The 20,969-nt window shown below is 71.0% G+C and carries 20 protein-coding genes; 13 read left to right on the forward strand and 7 right to left on the reverse strand.

All coding sequences use genetic code 11. The annotated features are described in order from the left end of the window. Window positions 1–46: 46 nt before the first annotated feature. Window positions 47–1,840: a bifunctional metallophosphatase/5'-nucleotidase gene (locus tag ACFYXS_RS34780; protein WP_389255593.1), complete on the reverse strand. Its 1,794-nt coding sequence runs from the start codon at window positions 1,838–1,840 to the stop codon at window positions 47–49. A 198-nt stretch (window positions 1,841–2,038) separates the two neighbouring features. Between ACFYXS_RS34780 and ACFYXS_RS34785 the strand changes: the two genes are divergently transcribed. The 9 genes from ACFYXS_RS34785 to pstB all read left to right on the forward strand — a co-directional run bounded on the left by ACFYXS_RS34785 (window position 2,039) and on the right by pstB (window position 12,940). Continuing rightward, window positions 2,039–3,280, forward strand: a complete 1,242-nt coding sequence (locus ACFYXS_RS34785) for an MFS transporter (RefSeq protein WP_389255595.1) — start codon at window positions 2,039–2,041, stop codon at window positions 3,278–3,280. Then, complete coding sequence (mshD, locus tag ACFYXS_RS34790; RefSeq protein WP_389255597.1) at window positions 3,277–4,230, forward strand: mycothiol synthase; 954 nt, start codon at window positions 3,277–3,279, stop codon at window positions 4,228–4,230. Before ACFYXS_RS34785 ends, mshD begins: the two co-directional genes overlap by 4 nt. 348 nt (window positions 4,231–4,578) lie before the next feature. Beyond that, complete coding sequence (locus ACFYXS_RS34795) at window positions 4,579–6,879, forward strand: RNA degradosome polyphosphate kinase (RefSeq protein ID WP_389255599.1); 2,301 nt, start codon at window positions 4,579–4,581, stop codon at window positions 6,877–6,879. Beyond that, window positions 6,860–8,131 (forward strand): CHAD domain-containing protein, encoded by a 1,272-nt coding sequence (locus ACFYXS_RS34800; protein WP_389255601.1) that lies wholly within the window; start codon window positions 6,860–6,862, stop codon window positions 8,129–8,131. The genes ACFYXS_RS34795 and ACFYXS_RS34800 overlap by 20 nt, the downstream gene beginning before the upstream one ends. A gap of 47 nt (window positions 8,132–8,178) precedes the next feature. Beyond that, window positions 8,179–8,598, forward strand: a complete 420-nt coding sequence (locus ACFYXS_RS34805; RefSeq protein ID WP_389255644.1) for an NUDIX hydrolase — start codon at window positions 8,179–8,181, stop codon at window positions 8,596–8,598. A gap of 210 nt (window positions 8,599–8,808) precedes the next feature. Then, window positions 8,809–9,954: a phosphate ABC transporter substrate-binding protein PstS gene (gene pstS / locus ACFYXS_RS34810; RefSeq protein ID WP_389255603.1), complete on the forward strand. Its 1,146-nt coding sequence runs from the start codon at window positions 8,809–8,811 to the stop codon at window positions 9,952–9,954. Window positions 9,955–10,060: 106 nt separating this feature from the next. Further along, window positions 10,061–11,050 (forward strand): phosphate ABC transporter permease subunit PstC, encoded by a 990-nt coding sequence (gene pstC / locus ACFYXS_RS34815; RefSeq protein ID WP_389255605.1) that lies wholly within the window; start codon window positions 10,061–10,063, stop codon window positions 11,048–11,050. Continuing rightward, window positions 11,047–12,120, forward strand: a complete 1,074-nt coding sequence (pstA, locus tag ACFYXS_RS34820; RefSeq protein ID WP_389255607.1) for a phosphate ABC transporter permease PstA — start codon at window positions 11,047–11,049, stop codon at window positions 12,118–12,120. Before pstC ends, pstA begins: the two co-directional genes overlap by 4 nt. Window positions 12,121–12,163: 43 nt before the next feature. After that, window positions 12,164–12,940: a phosphate ABC transporter ATP-binding protein PstB gene (gene pstB, locus ACFYXS_RS34825; RefSeq protein WP_319663461.1), complete on the forward strand. Its 777-nt coding sequence runs from the start codon at window positions 12,164–12,166 to the stop codon at window positions 12,938–12,940. A gap of 109 nt (window positions 12,941–13,049) precedes the next feature. Here the strand turns inward: pstB and ACFYXS_RS34830 are convergent, their stop codons facing one another. Both ACFYXS_RS34830 and ACFYXS_RS34835 read right to left on the reverse strand, forming a co-directional pair. Continuing rightward, window positions 13,050–14,054: an anion permease gene (locus tag ACFYXS_RS34830; protein ID WP_389255609.1), complete on the reverse strand. Its 1,005-nt coding sequence runs from the start codon at window positions 14,052–14,054 to the stop codon at window positions 13,050–13,052. 5 nt (window positions 14,055–14,059) lie between these two features. Further along, on the reverse strand, window positions 14,060–14,680 hold the full coding sequence (locus tag ACFYXS_RS34835; protein WP_360909989.1) for a DUF47 family protein: 621 nt from the start codon (window positions 14,678–14,680) through the stop codon (window positions 14,060–14,062). A gap of 198 nt (window positions 14,681–14,878) precedes the next feature. Here ACFYXS_RS34835 and ACFYXS_RS34840 point away from each other — a divergent pair, with 198 nt between their 5' ends. Then, a complete protein-coding gene (locus ACFYXS_RS34840) occupies window positions 14,879–15,241 on the forward strand; it encodes a metal-sensitive transcriptional regulator (RefSeq protein ID WP_389255612.1) in 363 nt (120 codons plus the stop codon). Here the strand turns inward: ACFYXS_RS34840 and ACFYXS_RS34845 are convergent. Beyond that, window positions 15,238–15,420, reverse strand: coding sequence for a hypothetical protein (locus ACFYXS_RS34845; protein ID WP_319663623.1), 183 nt, complete (start codon window positions 15,418–15,420; stop codon window positions 15,238–15,240). The two genes, ACFYXS_RS34840 and ACFYXS_RS34845, sit on opposite strands and share 4 nt — an antisense overlap. 80 nt (window positions 15,421–15,500) lie before the next feature. Continuing rightward, window positions 15,501–16,355, reverse strand: a complete 855-nt coding sequence (locus tag ACFYXS_RS34850) for a hypothetical protein (protein ID WP_389255614.1) — start codon at window positions 16,353–16,355, stop codon at window positions 15,501–15,503. A gap of 92 nt (window positions 16,356–16,447) precedes the next feature. On the opposite strand from ACFYXS_RS34850, the gene ACFYXS_RS34855 reads away from it, so the two are divergent. Then, window positions 16,448–16,600, forward strand: a complete 153-nt coding sequence (locus ACFYXS_RS34855; RefSeq protein WP_389255616.1) for a hypothetical protein — start codon at window positions 16,448–16,450, stop codon at window positions 16,598–16,600. A 108-nt stretch (window positions 16,601–16,708) separates the two neighbouring features. After that, window positions 16,709–18,289, forward strand: coding sequence for an FAD-binding oxidoreductase (locus tag ACFYXS_RS34860; RefSeq protein WP_389255618.1), 1,581 nt, complete (start codon window positions 16,709–16,711; stop codon window positions 18,287–18,289). A gap of 36 nt (window positions 18,290–18,325) precedes the next feature. Here the strand turns inward: ACFYXS_RS34860 and ACFYXS_RS34865 are convergent, their stop codons facing one another. Then, window positions 18,326–19,024, reverse strand: coding sequence for a phosphatase PAP2 family protein (locus ACFYXS_RS34865; RefSeq protein WP_389255620.1), 699 nt, complete (start codon window positions 19,022–19,024; stop codon window positions 18,326–18,328). Between the two features lie 170 nt (window positions 19,025–19,194). Then, a complete protein-coding gene (locus ACFYXS_RS34870; protein ID WP_389255646.1) occupies window positions 19,195–20,136 on the reverse strand; it encodes an NlpC/P60 family protein in 942 nt (313 codons plus the stop codon). A gap of 400 nt (window positions 20,137–20,536) precedes the next feature. Between ACFYXS_RS34870 and ACFYXS_RS34875 the strand changes: the two genes are divergently transcribed. Further along, window positions 20,537–20,845, forward strand: coding sequence for a hypothetical protein (locus tag ACFYXS_RS34875; RefSeq protein WP_319140882.1), 309 nt, complete (start codon window positions 20,537–20,539; stop codon window positions 20,843–20,845). Window positions 20,846–20,969 lie beyond the last annotated feature (124 nt).

Raw genomic sequence — 20,969 nt, forward strand, 5'->3', positions numbered from 1 at the left:
GTGGACGGCCGCCCCTTCGCGGGAACCGGCTGTGGTGCGGTGCCGGTTACTGGACGACGGTGATCCGGTCGGCCGCCGGGGCCGCCAGCGGCGCGGAGGCCGAGGAGTTGGCGGTCAGGTAGGCGTTCAGGGCCGCCAGGTCGTCGCCGCCGACGACCTGGTTGGTGCCGTTCGCGAGCTCGCCGAAGCCGTCACCGCCGCCCGCGAGGAAGTTGTTCATCGCGACGCGGTAGGTGGCCGCGGGGTCGATCGGGACGCCGCCGAGCTTCACCGAACCGGCCACGACGCGGTCGGCGCCGGTCTTGGTGAGGTCCAGCGTGTAGGTGAGGCCGGCGGAGATCTGCAGGATCTTCGGCGCGGCGGCGTTGGCGCCGCTGACCTGCTGCTGCAGCACGGTGATCAGCTGCGCGCCGGTGAGGTCCTTGAGGTTGACCGTGTTGCTGAACGGCTGCACGGCGAAGCCCTCGGCGTAGGTGACCACGCCGTCGCCCTCGGCGCCGGACGCCTTGTGCACCAGGTCGGTGCGGATGCCGCCGGGGTTCATCAGGGCCAGGTCGGTGCCCGGGTCCAGGGTCCTGCCGTAGGCCAGCTGCGCGTCGGCGATGAGATCGCCGAGCGGCGACTCGTTGCCGTTGCGGTTGATGTCCTGGGAGATCCAGCCGACGGTCCGGTTGGCGACCGGGGCGGCCAGCGTCTGCCAGTGGCTGACGAGCTGGGTCAGGTCCGCGGCCTTGTTCTGGGTGCGGTCCACGACGTGGTTGGAGCCGACGACGGAGGCGCGGACGATGTCGTCCGTGCGCTTGTCGAACTTCATGTTCAGCTCGGTGTAGAGCCGGCCGAAGGAGGCGGCGCTGGTGACCAGGCGGTCGTTGCCCTTGGGGTCGGGGATGGTGCACACGTACGCGTTGTGGGTGTGCCCCGTGATCAGCGCGTCGACGTCGGGCGAGGTGTTCTTGGCGATGTCGACGATCGGGCCGGACAGGCCCTTGCCGTCACCGCCCGCGTCGCAGTCGTAGTTGTAGGAGCCGGAGGCCGGGAAGCCGCCCTCGTGGACCAGGGCGACGATCGCGTTGACGCCCTTGGACTTGAGCTCCTTGGAGTACTTGTTGATCGTCTCGACCTCGTCGAGGAACTTCAGGCCCTTGACGCCCTCGGCCGTGACGATGTCCGGCGTGCTCTCCAGCGTGACGCCGATGAAGCCGACCTTGATGCCCTTGATGTGCTCGATGGTGTACGGCGCGAGCAGCGGCTTGCCGGTCTTCTCGTTGACGACGTTCGCCGACAGGATCGGGTAGTCGGCGCCCTTGAACTTGCGGCCCTTCTCGTAGCAGCCGTCCGTCGGGTGGCAGCCGCCCTTCTGCAGGCGGAGCAGCTCGTCCTTGCCCTCGTCGAACTCGTGGTTGCCCACGCCCGTGACGTCCAGGCCCAGCTTGTTCATGGCCTCGATGGTCGGCTCGTCGTGGAACAGGCCCGACAGCAGCGGGCTGGCGCCGACGATGTCACCGGCCGCGACGGTCACGGTGCGCTTGTGGCCCTGCCGGGCGCTGCGCAGGCTGGAGGCCAGGTACTCCACGCCGCCGGCGTCGACGGTCTTGGTGGTGCCGTCCGCCTGGAGCTCGGTGACGCGGCCGGAGGAACCGGCCGGGGGCTCCAGATTGCCGTGGAAGTCGTTGATGGCGAGCATCTGGAGGTCCACGGTGCGGTCGCGCTCCGCACTGTGCCGGGATTCGTGCGCCTGGGCCGTCGGCATCGCGATGGCGAGCGCGCCGAGCGCCGCCAGACCCGTGGCCGCCGCGGCGACCTTGCGGGCGGCGTTGCGCCGGGGGTGGATCGCAGACATGGGTGAGTCCCCTTAGACGTGAGCGAAGGGCGAAGGGTGGAGCGGGGAGGACCTGCCGCAGCCTAGGGTCAACGCGCGTAGTTGTCAGTGGTTTTACGGTTAAGGAGAGGTTGCCACTGTCCGGGACATGCCGGACTCCCGGCCCTGGCGTCTCGCATGTCGAAATCATCCGTCTCGCCATTCAGTCGAGGAGCATAGTTGCGTCCACCACCGACCGAGGAGGTGCACGCCATGCGCCGCCGCTGGCTGATGCTGGCCCTGGGCACCGCGGCACAGACCGCAGCCTGCGCGTTCGTCTACGGAATCCCCTATCTGGCCGCCGAGTTGCGCGACTCCGGGCATCTGTCGCTCCCCCGGATCGGCCTGCTCATCGCCTGTCCCACGGTAGGCCTGGTCGCCGCTCTCGTCGCCTGGGGAGCCCTCGCCGACCGCCACGGCGAGCGGATCGTCATCGCCACCGGACTGGGCGGCGCCGGCGCGCTGTTGGCCGTCACCGCCGCCGTGACGGCCGCCGGGGGCGGCACCGTGGCGCTCGGGGCGCTGCTCTTCCTCGCGGGAGCGGCGGCCGCCTCGGTGTACTCCGCGAGCGGCCGCCTGGTGATGGGCTGGTTCACCGCACGGGAACGCGGGCTGGCCATGGGCATCCGGCAGACGTCCACCCCGCTGGGCATGGGCGTGGCCGCGCTGACCATGCCGCCGCTGGCCGCCGCGTACGGCATCGGCGGCGCCTTCGGCTTCCTGGCCACGGTGTGCGCGCTCATCGCCGCGGCCGTGGCCGTACTGGCCGCCGACCCGGCGCGCCCCGAAGCGGCCGGGGCTGCCGGAGCGGCGGCGGAACCGGCCACCAACCCCTACCGCGGCTCGTCGACGCTGTGGCGGATCCACGGCGCGGGCGCGCTGCTGGTCGTACCGCAGTTCACGGCGGGCGCCTTCGCGCTGGTGCTGCTCGTCGACACCCGCGGCTGGACCGCGGTGGACGCCGGCCGGCTGATCGCCGTCGCACAGGTGCTGGGCGCGGCCTCCCGCATCGCCGCGGGCCGCTGGTCGGACCGGGTCGGCAGCCGGTTGCTCCCGATGCGGCAACTGGCCGTGGTCACCGCCGCCGTGGTCGCCGTCGCCGCGTTCACCGCGGCCTTCCCCTCCCCTTTGACCGCCGCCGCCCTGGTGCTGTCGGTCGGCATCACCGCCAGTACCAACGGCCTGTCCTTCACCGCGACCGCGGAACGCGCCGGGCCCGCCTGGTCCGGCCGCGCCCTCGGCGTCCACAACACCGGCCAGAACTTCACCGCCGCCGTCGTCCCGCCGCTGAGCGCGGCCGCGATCTCCGCCACCGGGTACTGGCCCGCGCTGGCCGCCGCCGCGGCCGTGGCCTGCGGGGCCGCGATGGTGGTTCCGGTGGACTCCCCACGGCGGCGAGCGGTCGTAAGCTCAGTTCCATGACCGACGCAGCAGCGCAGCAGACCGCGGTGGGCCCCCGCCGGATCGAGACGGTGAACGAGCTCACCCCGCAGACCGCCGACGCGGTACTGGCGCTGATCGAGGACGCAGCGGAGGCCGACGGCCAGGCCGCGGTGTCCGAGCAGGGCCGCATCCACCTGCGCGGCGGCGCCCGCGAGGGCGTCCGCCACCTGCTGGTCGAGGCCGACGGCACCCTGGTCGGATACGCCCAGCTGGAGGACACCGACCCCGTCGAGGCGCCGGCCGCCGAGATGGTCATCCACCCCGACCACCGTATCCATGGCCACGGCCGCGCCCTCGGGCACGCGCTGCTCGCCGCCTCCGGCAAGCGGCTGCGGGTGTGGGCGCACGGCGGCCACCCGGCGGCGCGGCACCTGGCCGGGCTGCTCGGACTCGCCCTCTTCCGCGAGCTGCGCCAGATGCGCCGCCCGCTGGACGGAGCGGTGGAGGGAGCGGGCGGGCCGCCGCTGGCCGAGCCGGTGCTGCCGGAGGGCGTCACCGTGCGCCCCTTCGTCCCCGGCCAGGACGACGCGGCGTGGCTCGCGGTGAACGCCGCCGCCTTCGCCCACCACCCCGAGCAGGGCAGCCTCACCCAGCGCGACCTCGACGACCGCATGGCCGAGTCCTGGTTCGACCCCGCCGGTTTCTTCCTGGCCTTCCGCGGCGACCGCCTCGCCGGCTTCCACTGGACCAAGGTCCACGCCCAGCAGGGCCTGGGCGAGGTCTACGTGCTCGGCATCCACCCCGAGGAGCAGGGCGGGGGCCTCGGCCGCGCCCTCACCCTGATCGGGCTGCGCCACCTCGCGCGGGACCGCGCGCTGCCCACCGCGATGCTCTACGTGGACGCCGACAACGCCCCCGCGGTCGCCGTGTACGAACGCCTCGGCTTCACCACCCACGAGGTCGACCTGATGTACCGCACGGAGAGCTGAACGGCCGGGAGACAGAACAGGCGCGGAGGCTCCCCCGCGTCACGCCGCGCGCGACGTGACGGACGGGAATCGGACCCTCCGCGGGGCCCGCGGCCGCCCCTCCGGGGCGGGCACCCGGTCACGGCCGGTACGCGCGGCGCTTTCCTGACCGCCACCTAACCGTTACCGGCGATTCAAACTCGCTTGCGAGCATCACTGAATGCAGCCGCCCGCTACCCCCTGCCCGACCCTCCCCGACCTGCCGGTATCCGCCGGGTCCGGGGACAATGGGGGCATGGCAGGCGGCCGGGTTCCGTGCGCCGCCGTCCACGTGAACGTCGTGCCGGATCCGGAGGAGGGCTCGCACCCATGGCCTCGATGAAACACCCCACCAACGCGGGGACCGACCGGTCGGGTTCCGAGCGCGACAGCCATGCGTCCTCCGAGTCCGACGCCTCTCCCGCGTACGGCCGGCCGCACGTGGTGCCGCCGCTGCACCCCGAGATCACCCGCATGGACGCCCGGCAGCGGACGTCCGACGAGGACGGCACGGCCGTCGCGGTGGGGACCGTCCTGGAGAAGGCCGTGGCGGAGGGCCCCGAGCTGCCCGCCGACCGCTTCCTGGACCGCGAGCAGAGCTGGCTGGCCTTCAACGAGCGGGTGCTGGAGCTCGCCGAGGACCCGGCGACCCCGCTGCTGGAGCGCGCCAACTTCCTCGCGATCTTCGCGAGCAACCTGGACGAGTTCTTCATGGTCCGGGTCGCCGGACTGAAGCGCCGCATCACCACCGGCGTGGCCCAGCGCTCGGCCTCCGGGCTGTCGCCGAGCCGGGTGCTGGACAACATCCTCACCCGCTCCCGCGAGCTCATGGCCCGGCACGCCGCCTGCTTCCAGAACGAGGTGGCCCCGCAACTGGCCGCGGAGGACATCCACATCATCCGGTGGGGCGACCTCACCGAGCAGGAGCAGGCCCGGCTGTTCACGCTGTTCCGCAACAAGATCTTCCCGGTGCTGACCCCGCTGGCCGTGGACCCGGCGCACCCGTTCCCGTACATCTCCGGCCTGTCCCTGAACCTGGCCGTCACCGTGCGGAACCCCGTCTCCGGCCACGACCACTTCGCCCGTGTGAAGGTCCCGCCGATCCTGTCGCGCTTCCTGGAGGCGAGCCCGCAGCGCTTCGTCCCGCTCGAGGACGTCATCGCCGCGCACCTGGAGGAGCTGTTCCCGGGCATGGAGGTGCTCGACCACCACATGTTCCGGGTGACCCGGAACGAGGACCTGGAAGTGGAGGAGGACGACACCGAGAACCTCCTCCAGGCCCTGGAGAAGGAACTGCTGCGCCGCCGCTTCGGCCCGCCGGTCCGCCTGGAGGTCGAGGAGTCGATCTCCACCAAGGCGCTGGACACCCTGGTCCAGGAGCTGAACATCGCGGACGCGGAGGTCTACCCGCTGCCCGGCCCGCTCGACCTGACCGGGCTGTTCGCCGTCGCGGGCCAGGACCGGCCGGAGCTGAAGTACCCCAAGTTCGTCGGCGGCACCCACCCGGACCTCGCCGAGGTCGAGTCCGCGCACGCCACCGACGTCTTCGCGGCGCTGCGCGAGCGCGACGTGCTGCTGCACCACCCGTACAACTCCTTCTCCACCTCCGTGCAGCGCTTCCTGGAGCAGGCCGCCCAGGACCCCGACGTGCTGGCGATCAAGCAGACGCTCTACCGCACCTCCGGCGACTCGCCGATCGTGGACGCGCTGATCGACGCCGCCGAGGCCGGCAAGCAGGTGCTGGTGCTGGTCGAGATCAAGGCGCGCTTCGACGAGCAGGCCAACATCAAGTGGGCCCGCAAGCTGGAGGAGGCCGGCTGCCACGTCGTCTACGGCCTGGTCGGGCTGAAGACGCACTGCAAGCTGTCGCTGGTGGTCCGCCAGGAGGGCGAGAACCTGCGGCGCTACAGCCACGTCGGCACCGGCAACTACCACCCCAAGACGGCACGGCTGTACGAGGACCTGGGGCTGCTCACCGCCGATCCGCAGGTCGGCGCCGATCTCTCCCACCTGTTCAACCGGCTGTCCGGCTACTCGCGCCGCGAGTCCTACAACCGGCTGCTGGTGGCTCCGCGCAGCCTGCGCGACGGGCTGATAGAGCGCATCCTCGGGGAGATCGCCAAGCACCGCGAGGGCCGCCCGGCCTACATCCGCATCAAGGTCAACTCGATCGTCGACGAGGCGATCATCGACGCTCTCTACCAGGCCTCCATGGCGGGCGTGCCCGTCGACATCTGGGTGCGCGGCATCTGTGCGGTGCGCCCCGGCGTCCCCGGCCTGTCGGAGAACATCCGCGTGCGCAGCGTGCTCGGCCGCTTCCTCGAACACTCCCGGGTCTTCATCTTCGCCAACGGTGGCGACCCGCAAGTGTGGCTCGGCAGCGCCGACATGATGCACCGCAACCTCGACCGCCGGATCGAGGCGCTGGTACGGGTCTCCGACGCCGCCCACTGCGCCTCCCTGAACCGCCTGCTGGAGACCGGCACATCGGACGAGACCTCGTCCTGGTGGCTCGGCTCCGACGGGGACTGGACCCGGCACAGCGCCGACGCCGAAGGGCGTCCGCTGCCCCATATCCAGGAGATGCTCATCGACGCGCGGAGGCGCCGGCGTGGCCCAGCGACACCCTGACACGGCGGCAGAGACGCCCGCCGGCCTCACCGCCGACGGGCTTCCCGGCCGCGATGCCGGCGCCGTGCTCGAACAGTACTTGCGCGACCAGGCCACCGGCTTCCTGCGCGCACTGGCCCCTCGCGAGGGCGAGCCCGGTCGTCCGCAGGACGAGAGCGCCGAGGCGGGCCGCCTCATGCGCCGCTCGGCCCGCCGCATCGCCGGCGCCCTGCACACCTTCGGGTCGCTGACCGACCCGGCCTGGGCGGAGCCCCTGCGGGCCGAACTCGGCTGGCTGTCCGGCACCCTGGGCCGCGAGCACCAGTACGCGGCCCGCCTGACCCGGCTGATCACCGCGCTGCAGCGGCTCGCCTCCGCCGAGGAGGCCGCCGGTACCGCCGCGGTGTCGCAGGCCGACGACGAGCTGTGGCTCCCGGCGCCCGGCGAGGGCGAGGTCCCCGCCGCGGACCGCCCGGCGGCCGCGGCCGAGCCGGTGCCCGCCGAGCGCAGGAACGGCACCGGCACCGCCGAGGCCCTCCGCGAGAGCCCGGCGCGCACCGCCGAGGGCACCGAGGCCCTGATCGGCGCGGCCCGCACGGCCACCGGCCGGCGCACTCCCGCACCCTCCCCCGCAGCCGCCGAGCGCGGGACCGGTACGGGCCCGCTGGCCGTGGGCGCCGCCCGGGCCGGCGCCCTGCTGGAGCGCCAGCTCACCCTGGCCCGGACCCGGGCGCACTCCGCCGCCCTGCAGGCGGTGGGCTCCTCCCGCTTCCACGCCGTGGTCGACGCGGTGGCGCTGCTCGCCTCCGAGGTGCCGCTGACCCCCGCGGCGCACGAGCCCGCCGAGGCCGTGCTGCCGCTGCTGGCCGAGAAGGCGCAGGCCCGGCTGAACGAGGCCGCCGGGCATCTGGCGCTGGCCCGCGCCCGGCACCCGTACAACGCCGACGCGCTCTACGCCGCCCTGGCCACCGAGCTGGTGGCCGAGCGCCAGGACGTGCCGTGGAACCGGGTCCGCGTCCTGCTGCGCCTGCGCCGCTACGCGCAGGAGGTCTTCCCGTACGGCGACGCCGACCCCACCACCCGGCTCGCCGCGGCGGCCCGGGTGCTGGAGCAGCACCGGGAGGCCGCGGAGGCGGCGGCGGCCGTCACGGCCGCGGCCCGCACCCCCCGGATCGCCCCGGCGACGGCGTACGCGCTGGGTGTGCTCCACGCGGACCAGCGCCTGGAGGTGGAGGCCGCCCGCTACGCCTTCGCCCACCTGTGGAGCCGCTAGCGGCGGCCCGCAGCACCGCAGTCCCGCAGCACGAAGGGAGCGCCGCCATCCCCGCCACCGCCGACACCCCGATCCTGGCCGCGGGAGCGGTCCTGTGGCGCCGCTCCCCGTTCGACGGCGGCCTGGAGATCGCGCTGGTGCACCGTCCCAAGTACGACGACTGGTCGCTGCCAAAGGGCAAGCTCAAGCGCGGTGAGACCGCGGTCGACGGCGCCCGCCGCGAGGTCAAGGAGGAGACGGGCCTCGACTGCGTGCTGGGTCTGCCGCTACCGTCGTCGATGTACGTCGTCGCGGGACGCCCCAAAGTCGTCCGCTACTGGGCGGCCAGAGCGGGCCTGGGGGCCTTCGTCCCGAACCGCGAGGTGGACCGGATGGTCTGGCTGCCGCCGGTCGCGGCACGTCATCGCCTCACCCACGAGCGTGATCGACCCGTGGTCGATGCCTTCCTGCGGACCCCCGCCGAGTGACAATGGCCGGGCTTGGACGTGTCCCCGGTCACAGGGGCACACCGCACTGATATGCGAGGTTCACCTTGCGTTCACGCAGCCCCTTCGGCCGTGTCATCTGATCTGCCTAATTTCGGCCGTACCGGTGAGCGAACAGCTGCCGGGTGGATGCAGAAATCCATACCTCTGCTTCGCCGTCCACCGGCGGGCTTCAGGAAGGAATCACCGAAGGTGAAGCTTCAGCGTAAGAGCGGGCTCCGCGCCCTGGCCGTCGGCGCGGTCGCGGTTTCGGGCGCCCTCGTCCTCACTGCGTGCGGCTCGGACAACAACAACGACGCGAGCGGCGACAACAGCGCGGCCCCGTCGTCGTCCTCCTCGAGCAGCATCAAGTGCGCCGACAAGGGCGGCCAGCTCCTCGCTTCCGGCTCCTCGGCCCAGCAGAACGCCATGGACGCCTGGGTCAAGAACTACATGCAGGCCTGCAACGGCGCGCAGATCAACTACAAGGCGTCCTCCTCCGGTGAGGGCATCATCGACTTCAACAACGGCACGGACAGCTTCGCGGGCTCCGACTCGCCGCTGAAGCCGGAAGAGATCGACGCGTCGAAGAAGGTCTGCAAGACCGGCACCGGCATCAGCATCCCGATGGTCGGTGGCCCCATCGCCATCGGTTACAACGTGGCCGGCGTGGACAACCTGGTCCTGGACGCCCCGACCCTGGCGAAGATCTTCGACTCGAAGATCACCACCTGGGACGACAAGGCGATCAAGGCGCTCAACCCCGACGCCAAGCTCCCCAGCACCAAGATCCAGACCTTCCACCGTCAGGACGAGTCCGGCACCACGGACAACCTGACCAAGTACTTCAACGGTGCCGCCAAGGACGCGTGGCCGTACGACCACGCCAAGGCGTGGGCGGGCAAGGGTGGCCAGTCGGCCGCCAAGTCCTCGGGTGTTGCCGCCCAGGTCAAGCAGGTCAACGGCTCGATCGGTTACTTCGAGCTCTCCTACGCGACCGCCAACGACATCAAGACGGTCAAGATCGACACCGGTGCCTCCGCTCCGGTCGAGGCCTCCGCCGCCAACGCCTCCGCCGGCATCGCCCAGGCGAAGGTCGTCGGCACCGGTGCCGACCTGTCCCTGGACATGGGCAACGCGTACATCACCAAGGCCGACAACGCCTACCCGATCGTCCTGGTGACCTACGAGATCGCCTGTGACAAGGGCAACAAGGCCGAGACCCTGCCGCTGGTGAAGTCCTTCCTGGGCTACACCGCCAGCGAGGAGGGCCAGGCCATCCTGTCGGACGCCGGCTACGCGCCGCTGCCCGCCGAGATCGCCACCAAGGTGCGCGCCTCCGTGGCCGCCCTCGCCTGATCCCCGCGCGGACAGGCCCCGTGACCGCGGTCGCGGGGCCTGTCCGCACTTCCGGTGCACCGCCGCCGGGGGAGCCATCCCCCACCCAGACCGGAGAAAACAACCGATGGCCATAACAGCACAGACCCCTACTCCGCCACCGGCAGCCAAGAAGGCCGGGGGCACTGTCACGCGCATGGGTGACAAGATCTTCTCGGGCCTCTCCCGTGGTTCCGGCATCCTGCTGCTGGTGATCATGGCAGCGATCGCGATCTTCCTGACGATTCGCGCGATCAACGCGATCTCCAAGGATCACGGCAACTTCCTGACCACCTTCGAGTGGAACGCCAGCGCGACCCCGCCGGTCTTCGGCATCGCGGTCCTGGCCTACGGCACGATCGTCAGCTCGATCATCGCGATGATCATCGCGGTCCCGGTCGCGGTCGGCATCGCGCTGTTCATCTCGCACTACGCGCCGCGCCGCCTCGCCTCGCCGCTCTCGTACATCATCGACCTGCTCGCCGCGGTGCCCAGCATCATCTACGGCCTGTGGGGCGCCCTGTTCCTGGTGCCCCACCTGACCGGGCTGAACATGTGGCTGGACGACTACCTCGGCTGGACGGTGATCTTCGAGAAGGAGGACCCGCAGGGCGCGGCCCGCTCGATCTTCACCGTCGGCATCCTGCTGGCGATCATGATCCTCCCGATCATCACCAACGTCAGCCGCGAGGTCTTCCGCCAGGTCCCGCGGATGCACGAGGAGGCCGCCCTGGCCCTCGGCGCGACGCGCTGGGAGACCATCCGGATGTCGGTGCTGCCCTTCGCCCGCTCCGGCATCATCAGCGCCTCGATGCTCGGCCTCGGTCGCGCGCTCGGTGAGACCATGGCCGTGGCCACCGTGCTGTCGGCCGCCCCGATCCTGTCGGTGCACATCCTCGACCCGGTCGGTGGCACGTTCTCGCAGAACATCGTCGCCAAGTTCGGTGAGGCCAACGAGTTCGGCCGCGACGCCCTGATCGCCTCCGGTCTCGTGCTCTTCATCATCACCCTGCTGGTCAACGGCGCCGCCCGCGCGATCATCGCCCGGCGCAAGGAATACTCGGGGGCCAACGCATGAGCCACGCAATAACGGACAAGCGGCCGGCCTCCTCCGTGCCGCGCCGCTCGCTGGCCCAGCGTCGGCTGCCCCGTTGGGCCCCGGCGGGCATCGCCGTGGGCGCGCTGGTCCTCGCCGTCCTCATCGGTGTCGTCTTCGGCCTGGACAGCAAGATCCAGTGGGGCCTGATCGCCGTCCTGCTGTTCATCCTGGGCACCTATGCCATCGCCGCGCAGGTCGAGGGCCGCCGCCAGGCCAAGGACCGCGTCGCGACCAGCATGATCTGGGCCTCGTTCATCGTGGCCGCGCTGCCGCTGTACTCGCTGCTGGCCACCACGATCGGCAAGGGCGTCAAGATCCTCGACGGCGACTTCCTGTCGCACTCGATGAACGGCGTCCTGACCATCGGCGCCGGCGGCGGCGTGTACCACGCCATCATCGGCACGCTGGAGCAGGTCGGCATCGCCACCGCGATCGCCGCCCCGATCGGCATGCTGACCGCGATCTACCTGGTGGAGTACGGCAAGGGCCGGCTGGCCACCGCCGTCACCTTCTTCGTCGACGTCATGACGGGTATCCCGTCGATCGTCGCCGGTCTGTTCATCCTCTCGACCTGGAACCTGCTGCTGGGCTTCGGCCCCTCGGGCTTCGCCGGCTCCATGGCGCTCGCCATCCTGATGATGCCCGTCGTCGTCCGGTCCACCGAGGAGATGCTCAAGCTCGTCCCGAACGAGCTGCGCGAGGCCTCCCTCGCCCTCGGTGTGCCGAAGTGGCGCACCATTGTGAAGGTGGTCGTCCCCACCGCGATCGGCGGCATCACGACGGGCGTCATGCTCGCCGTCGCCCGCATCGCCGGTGAGAGCGCCCCCATCGCACTGTTGGTCTTCGGAAACAACCTGATCAACAACGACCCGTTCAACGGCCCGCAGGCCTCGCTCCCGTTCTACATCTTCCAGCAGTACCAGAACGGCAATGAGCCCAGCTACGACCGGGCGTGGGCGGCGGCACTCGTGCTGATCGCCTTCATCATGATCCTGAACATCCTGGCCCGAGGCATCGCCCGCTGGAAGGCCCCGAAGACCGGTCGCTGACGCGGCCAACATCAGCGACCCAAGGATTGAGAGCAACACCACCATGGCCAAGCGAATCGACGTCAGCGGCCTCTCCGCCTACTACGGCGGATTCAAGGCGATCGACGACATCTCGATGAACATCGAGCCGCGCACGGTGACGGCCTTCATCGGCCCCTCCGGCTGCGGCAAGTCCACCTTCCTGCGCACGCTGAACCGCATGCACGAGGTCACCCCCGGCGGCCGCGTCGAGGGCAAGGTGCTGCTGGACGACGAGAACCTCTACGGCGCGGGCGTGGACCCGGTCTCCGTGCGCCGCACGGTCGGCATGGTCTTCCAGCGCCCGAACCCGTTCCCGACGATGTCGGTCTACGACAACGTCGCGGCGGGCCTCAAGCTCAACGGCGTGAAGCGCAAGAGCGACCTCGACACCATCGTCGAGAAGTCGCTGCGCGGCGCCAACCTGTGGAACGAGGTCAAGGACCGCCTGAACAAGCCGGGTTCCGGCCTCTCCGGCGGCCAGCAGCAGCGACTGTGCATCGCCCGCGCGATCGCGGTCGAGCCCGAGGTGCTGCTGATGGACGAGCCGTGCTCCGCGCTGGACCCGATCTCCACCCTCGCCATCGAGGACCTGATCGGTGAGCTCAAGGAGCGCTTCACCATCGTCATCGTCACCCACAACATGCAGCAGGCTGCGCGCGTCTCGGACCGTACCGCCTTCTTCAACCTGTCGGCGGTCGGCCAGCCCGGCAAGCTCATCGAGATCGACGACACCGAGCGCATCTTCTCCAACCCCTCCGTCCAGGCGACCGAGGACTACATCTCCGGCCGCTTCGGCTGAGCCGAACCGTCGCCGCTGAACCGTCCTGCGGTGCTGCATGGCGGTGCCACCGCAAGGCGAAGGGCCCGTCCCCTCCGGGGGGCGGGCCCTGTTGCTTTCGCGGGACGGCTCAGGCGAAGGCGAAGGCGAAGTGCACCACGCCGTAGGTGGCCGCGGCCACCAGCGCCGCGGCCGGCATGGTGATGAACCAGCCGGCGACGATGTTCTTGGCGACGCCCCAGCGGACCGCGTTGACCCGCTTCGTCGCACCGACGCCCATGATGGCCGAGGTGATGACGTGGGTCGTGGAGATCGGCGCCTTGAAGATGTAGGCCGTGGTGTAGAGGATCGACGCCGCCGTGGTCTCGGCGGCGAAGCCCTGCGGCGGGTCGAGCTCGATGATCTTCCGGCCCAGGGTCCGCATGATGCGCCAGCCGCCCGCGTAGGTGCCGAGCGACAGCATGAGCGCGCAGACGATCTTCACCCAGACCGGGATCCCGTCGCCCGACTTCTGCACGTCGGCGATGGTCAGCGCGAGCACCACCACGCCCATGGTCTTCTGGGCGTCCTGCAGGCCGTGGCCGAGCGCCATGCCCGCCGCCGAGACGGTCTGCGCGATCCGGAAGCCGCGCTTGGCCTTGTTCGGATTGGCCTTGCGGAAGATCCACAGGATGGCCAGCATGACCAGGTAGCCGACGATCAGGCCGACGATCGGCGACAGGAACATCGGCAGGACGATCTTGTCGAGCACGCCGGACCAGATGACCCCGGTGCCGCCGGCCAGCGCCGCGCCCACCAGACCGCCGAACAGGGCGTGGCTGCTGGAGGAGGGCAGGCCGTAGTACCAGGTGATCAGGTTCCAGACGATGGCCCCGATCAGCGCGGCGAACAGGATGCCCATTCCGGACCGGCCGGACGGGGTCTCGATGAGGCCCTCACTGACGGTCTTGGCGACCCCCGTGCCGAGGAAGGCGCCCGCGAGGTTCATGACCGCGGCCATGAGCAGCGCGGCCCGCGGGGTCAGCGCCCGGGTGGACACCGAGGTGGCGATGGCGTTCGCCGAGTCGTGGAAGCCGTTGGTGTACGTGAAGAAGAGCGCGACCCCGATGGTCACGACCAGAGCGAAGGTCTCCACCTGGGTCAGGACTCCTTGACCGCGATGGTCTCCACGGTGTTGGCCACGTGCTCGAAGGCGTCCGCCGCCTCTTCCAGGACGTCCACGATCTGCTTGAGCTTGAGCACCTCGATGGCGTCGTACTTGCCGTTGAAGAGGTGGGCCAGCAGCTTGCGGTGGATCTGGTCGGCCTGGTTCTCCAGGCGGTTGACCTCGATCCAGTACTCGGTGAGGTTGTCCATCGTGCGCAGGTGCGGCATCGCCTCGGCGGTCAGTTCGGCGGCCCGGGCCAGCACCTCGATCTGCTGCTCGACCCCGCGCGGCAGCTCCTCGATCTGGTAGAGGACGACCAGGTCGACGGCCTCCTCCATGAAGTCCATGATGTCGTCGAGGGAGGAGGCGAGCGAGTAGATGTCCTCCCGGTCGAACGGCGTGATGAAGGAGGAGTTCAGCTGGTGGAAGATCGCGTGGGTCGCGTCGTCCCCCGCGTGCTCCGCCGCCCGCATCCGCTCGGCGATCTCCGCGCGCGTGGCGGAGTCGGCTCCGAGGAGTTCCATCAGGAGCTTCGATCCTGTGACGATGTTGTCCGCGGACGCGGCGAACATGTCGTAGAAGCTCGTCTCCCTTGGGGTCAGACGAAAGCGCACGTGAAGTCCTCGGAATACATCGGTTTCGGTCGCATTGATGCTAGGCGCATCGCGCGGCCAGGGCTAACCGGCGTCTTACAGTGTCGCTCATGGTCGCAAACGGTCCCCATCGGGGCTCCTCCCGGTGCACGCTCGCACAATGAGGCGAATTCGGTACGATATACCCGGCAGGGGTATATCGGGGGCAGGAGGGACGCCATGACGGTCACCGAGACCGGCGACACGGCTCCGCACGGCGAACAGCCGGGGGCGGGCGGGTCCGCGGAGCATCCGCCGCACCAGCACGGGTACGCCGAACAGAGGGACCAGCACCTGAAGCGGCTGCGCCGTATCGAGGGGCAGATCCGGGGCCTCCAGCGGATGGTCGAGCAGGACGTGTACTGCATCGACATCCTTACCCAGGTGTCCGCCGGCACAAAGGCCCTGCAGTCCTTCGCCCTGCAACTGCTCGAGGAGCACCTGCGGCACTGCGTCGCCGACGCGGCCGCCAAGGGTGGCCCCGAAGCCGACGACAAGGTCGCCGAGGCCACCGCCGCCATAGCCCGGCTGCTGCGGAGCTAGCCGCGCCGGCGGCCCTGCGCGGGGACGCGTGGTTCCACCTTGAGCACCTCATCGATGCGCTCGGAGCTCAGCCGCTCCTCGGCGGTCGCCGAGGCGGCGATCATCAGCTCGCAGCACAACTCGATCTCCGCGAGGGCCACGTGGACCTGATCGTCCTGGTCCAGGAGCCACATCGCCACGTGCACCACCTCCTCCCCGCCCAGCGTAGGGACCGGTGCACGGTCCGTGCATGACACGGACGGGCCATTTCCGCAAGGTTCTAGGGGCCGGCCGCAGAAACGATCTTCCCGGTGTAGATGTCGGTCGCGTGCGGCAGGACGACCCGTACCGGCGCCCCGAAAGAGTACATCCCGGTGGTCGAGACCACGGTGACCGCGGTCGGGGCGCTCTGACCACCCGCGACCCCGGCGTTGGCGAAGGTGAAGCGCTGCCGGACCTTGCGCAGCAGGCCCGCGTCGTCCAGGTAGGCGTCGAAGGGGACCCGGGTCACGGAGAACCCGCCCGCCGCAGCCCGCAACGGGCCGCGGGCCTGCGCCGAGGCGGTCTCCGCGGCCCGCGCGATGTCCGTCACACCCCGGTAGTGCCGCACCCGTGCACCGTCCAGCGTCTCCATGCCCACCAGCCGCACGTCGCGGGCGCCCCGCAGCAGCTCCGCCGCGACCAGCGGGTCGGTGGCACCGCCGGTGACGAGGTTGCCGTCCGGCAGCCGGGTGGTGTCGACCCACACCCACTTGTCGACGGGGACGCCCTCGCCCCGGTTCTTCATGTAGAGGGCCCCGGGGGTCAGCAGCTCCGTGACCGGGGCGTGCTCCGCGGCGCCCGCGGCGTCCGGCGGCAGCAGGAGCCGGAGGCTGCCGCGCCGCGCGGCGTAGTCGAAGCTCCCGGTGCCGGTGATGGTGAGCTTGGTACCGCCGCTGGCGGTCTCCATCGACGTGCGGACCTTCGAGCTGCCGGCCCGGACCAGCGCGTCGGCCGCCTGCCGCAGCGCGCGATCCGCGTCACGGGGAGCACTGCCCGCTTCCACGGCCTCACCGCTGCCGGAGCATCCCGCGAGTGCGGTCGCGCACATCCCGAGTCCCACGGCCGCGGCGGTCGCCCGACTGACCTGCCCCATCTGCGCCTACCCCCTGCACCGTGCCGCCGTCCAGGCCCTCATGCGGCATAACGAGGGTCAGGGCACCGCGTAACGGCCGGTAGCTTTGACGCGTGCGCCCCAGTGATCCCCCTCCCCCGCACCACGCCACCACCAAGGAGAAGGGCTCCTTCTCCTTCGCGACCTGCTCGTGCGGATGGCGCGGACCCTCCCGCCGGGCCCGCGAACGCGCCCGGCGCGACGCCACCGAACACGCCGGGTCCTGAGCGCCGGCGCATTCCCGCCGATGTGTCGTACGCCTCACAACCAACGCGCCCCTCGCGCCGTCATCACCAGAGGAACCACAGGGTTTCCAGAGCGAGAGGGCGCCCACGTTGAACCGACGAGCACTCATCCGCGGGGGCGCCGGCATCACAGCCGCGACCTGGCTGAGCGCGGCCTGCGGCCCGGCAGGGTCCGGGAACCCGGCAGCCACCGGGAGCCGAATACCCAGTGACGCGCCCACCGGGACCGGCACGCCCACCGCCGCGAGCGGACCCCCCGCGAACGCCACCAGCGCCGCCGCGACCGTCCCGCCCGACTGGAAGGCCCTCGCCCACTCCCTCGGCGGCCGGCTCGTCCGCCCCGACGACGCGGACTACGCCACCGCCAGGCTGCTGTACAACACGCACTTCGACGGGCAGCGGCCCGCCGCGGTCGCCTACGTCTCCGGCACCGAGGACATCCGCGAGTGCCTGGACTTCGCCCGTCGCACCGGCGTCCCCGTCTCGATCCGCAACGGCGGCCACTCCTACGCCGGCTACTCGGGCGGCAAGGGCAAGCTCATCCTGGACGTCTCCTCCCTCGCGAAGATCACCCGCTCCGGCTCCTCCGCCACCATCGGGGCCGGCGCCAAGCTGATCGACGTCTACACCCAGCTCGGCGCCGCGGGCCGCACCCTGCCCGCCGGCTCCTGCCCGACGGTCGGCATCTCCGGGCTCACCCTCGGCGGCGGCCACGGCGTGATCAGCCGGGCCTACGGGCTGACCTGCGACAGCCTCACCGCTGCCGAGATCGTCACCGCGGGCGGACGGGTGCTGCGCTGCAGCGCCGACGAGAACCCCGAACTGTTCTGGGCGCTGCGCGGCGCGGGCGGCGGCCAGTTCGGCGTCGTCACGAACCTGACGTTCACCACCCAGGCCGCGCCGCAGGTCGTCACCGGCTACCTGACCTGGTCGTGGAGCAAGGCCGCGGCGGTCATCCGCGCCTGGCAGGAGTGGGGCCCCGCCCAGCCGGACCAGATCTGGTCCGCGCTGCACCTGGACAAGTCCGGCTCCGGCTCCCCGCAGATCAGCATCGCCACCGTCGGCATCACCTCCCGCACGGAACTCGCCAACGCCGTCGACCGGCTCGCCGACACCATCGGCTCCCCGGCGAGCAGCGTCTCCCTGCACCCGCGGTCCTACCTCGACGCGACGCTCGCCTACGCGGGCTGCTCGGACAAGAGCACCGCCGAGTGCCACCTGCCCGGCACGACCCCGGGTCGCAGCCCGTCCGGCCGGCTCGGCCGCGAGACGTACACCGCGCGGTCCGACTTCTACGACCGCTCCCTGTCGGAAGCCGGCATCCAGACCCTGCTCTCCCAGGTCGGCGCGCTGCGCTCGGGCGCCGGCAGCGTCTCGCTCACCGCCCTCGGCGGCGCCGTCAACCGGGTCTCCCCGACCGCCACGGCCTTCGTCCACCGCCGCTCGCGCTTCCTCGCCCAGTACATAGAGACCCCGGGCACCACCCAGTGGCTCGACGGACTGCACACCGCGATGCGCCGGTACGCCTCGGGCGCCGCCTACCAGAACTACACCGACCCGACGTTGAGCGACTGGCGCGCCGCCTACTACGGCTCCGCCGCGGACAAGCTCACCCGCCTGAAGGCCCGCTACGACCCCACCCGGCTGTTCGCCTTCCAGCAGGCCCTGTAGGGGCGCAGGGCAGGCGCGGGGAGCGCCGGGGAGCCCTCAGGCCGCCAGGTCCTTGTCGACGGCCGTGGGTTCCGGGTACGCCTCCCCGCGCCGCGCCGTGGGCGCCCCGGCCGCCCGGGGCGCCCGTACGAGCAGCCCCGCCCGGGAGGCGGCCACCGCGGTCATGAGCGGCGTCAACAGGGCCAGCGCGAAAGGCGCCAGGAGCAGCGCGACGGCCGTGCCGAGCGCGAAGCCGCCCAGTACGTCGGTGGGGTAGTGCACGCCCATGTAGATCCGGCAGAAGCCCTCGGCGAGCGCGATCGCGACAGCGGCCAGCCCCCACTTGCGGCTGACCAGGAAGAGGCCGACGGCCACCGCCATCGTCACGGTCGCGTGGTCGCTGACGAACGAGTAGCGGGCCGTGCTCTTGACCAGCACGTCCAGACCCTGGTGTTCGGCGAACGGCCGCGGCCGGTCCACGAAGTTGCGCAACGGGACGTTCAGCAGCAGCGCGACGCCGCCCGCGAGTCCGGCCCAGACCACGCCCGCGACCGCTGCCGGGGCCTCGGAACCGCCGCGGCGCGCCACACGCCACCAGCACCATCCCGCGAGCAGCACCATGAGCAGGATCAGGCCGTACTCGGCCACACCCTCCACGGCGCGGTCCAGCCAGCGCGGTGCGAGCTTCGCGAGCCCGTTGATGTCACGGAGCAGACTGACATCCGGGTTGGAGCCGTCCAGTGAAAGCGCTGCCACCGGTGCACCCCTAACTGTGTTCGCGGCATCCCCGCGCACGAACGACACGATGCCGGAGGGCCCATTGTCCCCCGTCCAACGAGCCGGACGGTACGCGGCGTTCCGGTCTCCACCGGATGATCACCAGGACGTTATCGAAGGGAGACACGCAGGGTCGCGGCGGCCGGCTCTCAGACCGCCGCCGCGCCCGCCGCCGTCACCCGCGTCGCGCCGATGTAGTCCGGGCTGTCGATCCTGTCGAAGCGGATGACCGCGCCCGTGTAGGGGGCGTTGATCATGTACCCGCCGCCGACGTAGATCCCGACGTGGTGGATCGTGCGCGGGTCGGTCAGGTCGTTGGCGAAGAAGACCAGGTCCCCCGGGAGCAGCTCGTCGCGCTTCGGGTGCGGCCCGGCGTTCCACTGGTCGTTGGCCACGCGCGGCAGCTCGATGCCGACCGACTCGTACGCCGCCTTCGTCAGGCCCGAGCAGTCGAAGCGCCCGTCCTGGTCCGCCGTGCCGTTGCCGCCCCACAGGTACGGCGTGCCCAGCTTCTCCTGCGCGTAGTAGATGGCTCCCGCCGCCTGCCGTGAGGGCGCGACCGCGCCGACCGGCGCCGCGAAGCTCTTCTCCAGCGTGGTGATGATCCGGACGTAGTTCTGCGTCTCGCGGATGCGCGGCACGCCGCCGGCCTGAATCACCCGGTACGCGCCCGCGTTGTACGCGGCGAGCATGTTCTCCGTCGGGTTCCCCGGGACGTCTTTCACGTACTGCGCGAGCTCGCAGTCGTACGACGCCGCCGACGGGATCGCGTCCCGCGGGTCCCAGACGTCGCGGTCGCCGTCACCGTCGCCGTCCACACCGTGCGTGGCCCACGTCCCGGGGATGAACTGCGCGATGCCCTGCGCCTGCGCCTGGCTGCGCGCCTGCGGGTTCCAGCCGCTCTCCTGGTACAGCTGGGCCGCCAGCAGCGCCGGGTTGATGGCGTCGCACAGGTTCCCCCACTTCTGCACGATGCCCTGGTAGGCCGCGGGCACGGCCCCCTTGGCGAGCGCCACCGCGCCACCGCCGCCGCCCGCCAGGCTTGCCGCCACCAGGTACGTGCCGACGACGAGCAGCGTGACGAACGACATGAACAGTCCGCCGACCACCCCCGCCAGCCACCAGGCCTTGCGCGCCGAACGACCCGCCGCCGTCACCCGCCCCACCCTCCTCGTGTGCCCGCCCGCTCACCCTGTCCGGCACGGAACGTGACGGTACGCCAGGGCCCGGGAAGCATCCCCGGCCAGGGCGTCGCCAATCGTTGCCCTCCGCTCACCACCGTGATACACAGAGTAGTCAACTAAGTCCCATCGAACACCGGCTCGCACGCCGCTGCGACCATTTTGACGGCTGCGGCCCGGATCACACGGGGGAATCGGCTGAGAAAGTCGCCGAGTCGACATACGACGGCGACATCCTCCGCCAAGATAGACCTTGGCTCCTTGCGCCCCGGCGAGGATGCCAACTGATCTAGCGTGGTGGTGAGTTCTCATGTTCCTGGCGGCCGACAAGGGCGACATCAACACCATCATTGGTGGTATCGCCCCGGACTGGGGGCCGTTCGGCTCCTTGGGGAACGAAGCGCGCGTGATGATCGAGGTGGTGATGGCAGTAGCGATTCTGCTCTGTCTCGCCATCGCGATCTGGGGCGCCGCGAAACAGCGCATCGGAGCGACGGCGCTCCGCGACACCTTCAGTGCCGAACAGGGCAAGGGCCTGATCATCGCCGGACTGACCGGCGTGTTCATCATCGGCTCCCTCGGCACCCTGTTCACCATCGTCTACGGGATGGCGGTCTAGCGACCGCGCTCCGGGCTCCCCGCCCCATCCCCTGCGCACTGTCCCCAAGGGGCCCGTCCCGGCCCCGTCCCCCACCCGAGGCTGCGTACTGATGCCCACTCAACCGACGATCCCCAAGGGGGCG

This window comes from Streptomyces sp. NPDC002574 (genome assembly GCF_042889545.1).
Taxonomy (GTDB): domain Bacteria; phylum Actinomycetota; class Actinomycetes; order Streptomycetales; family Streptomycetaceae; genus Actinacidiphila.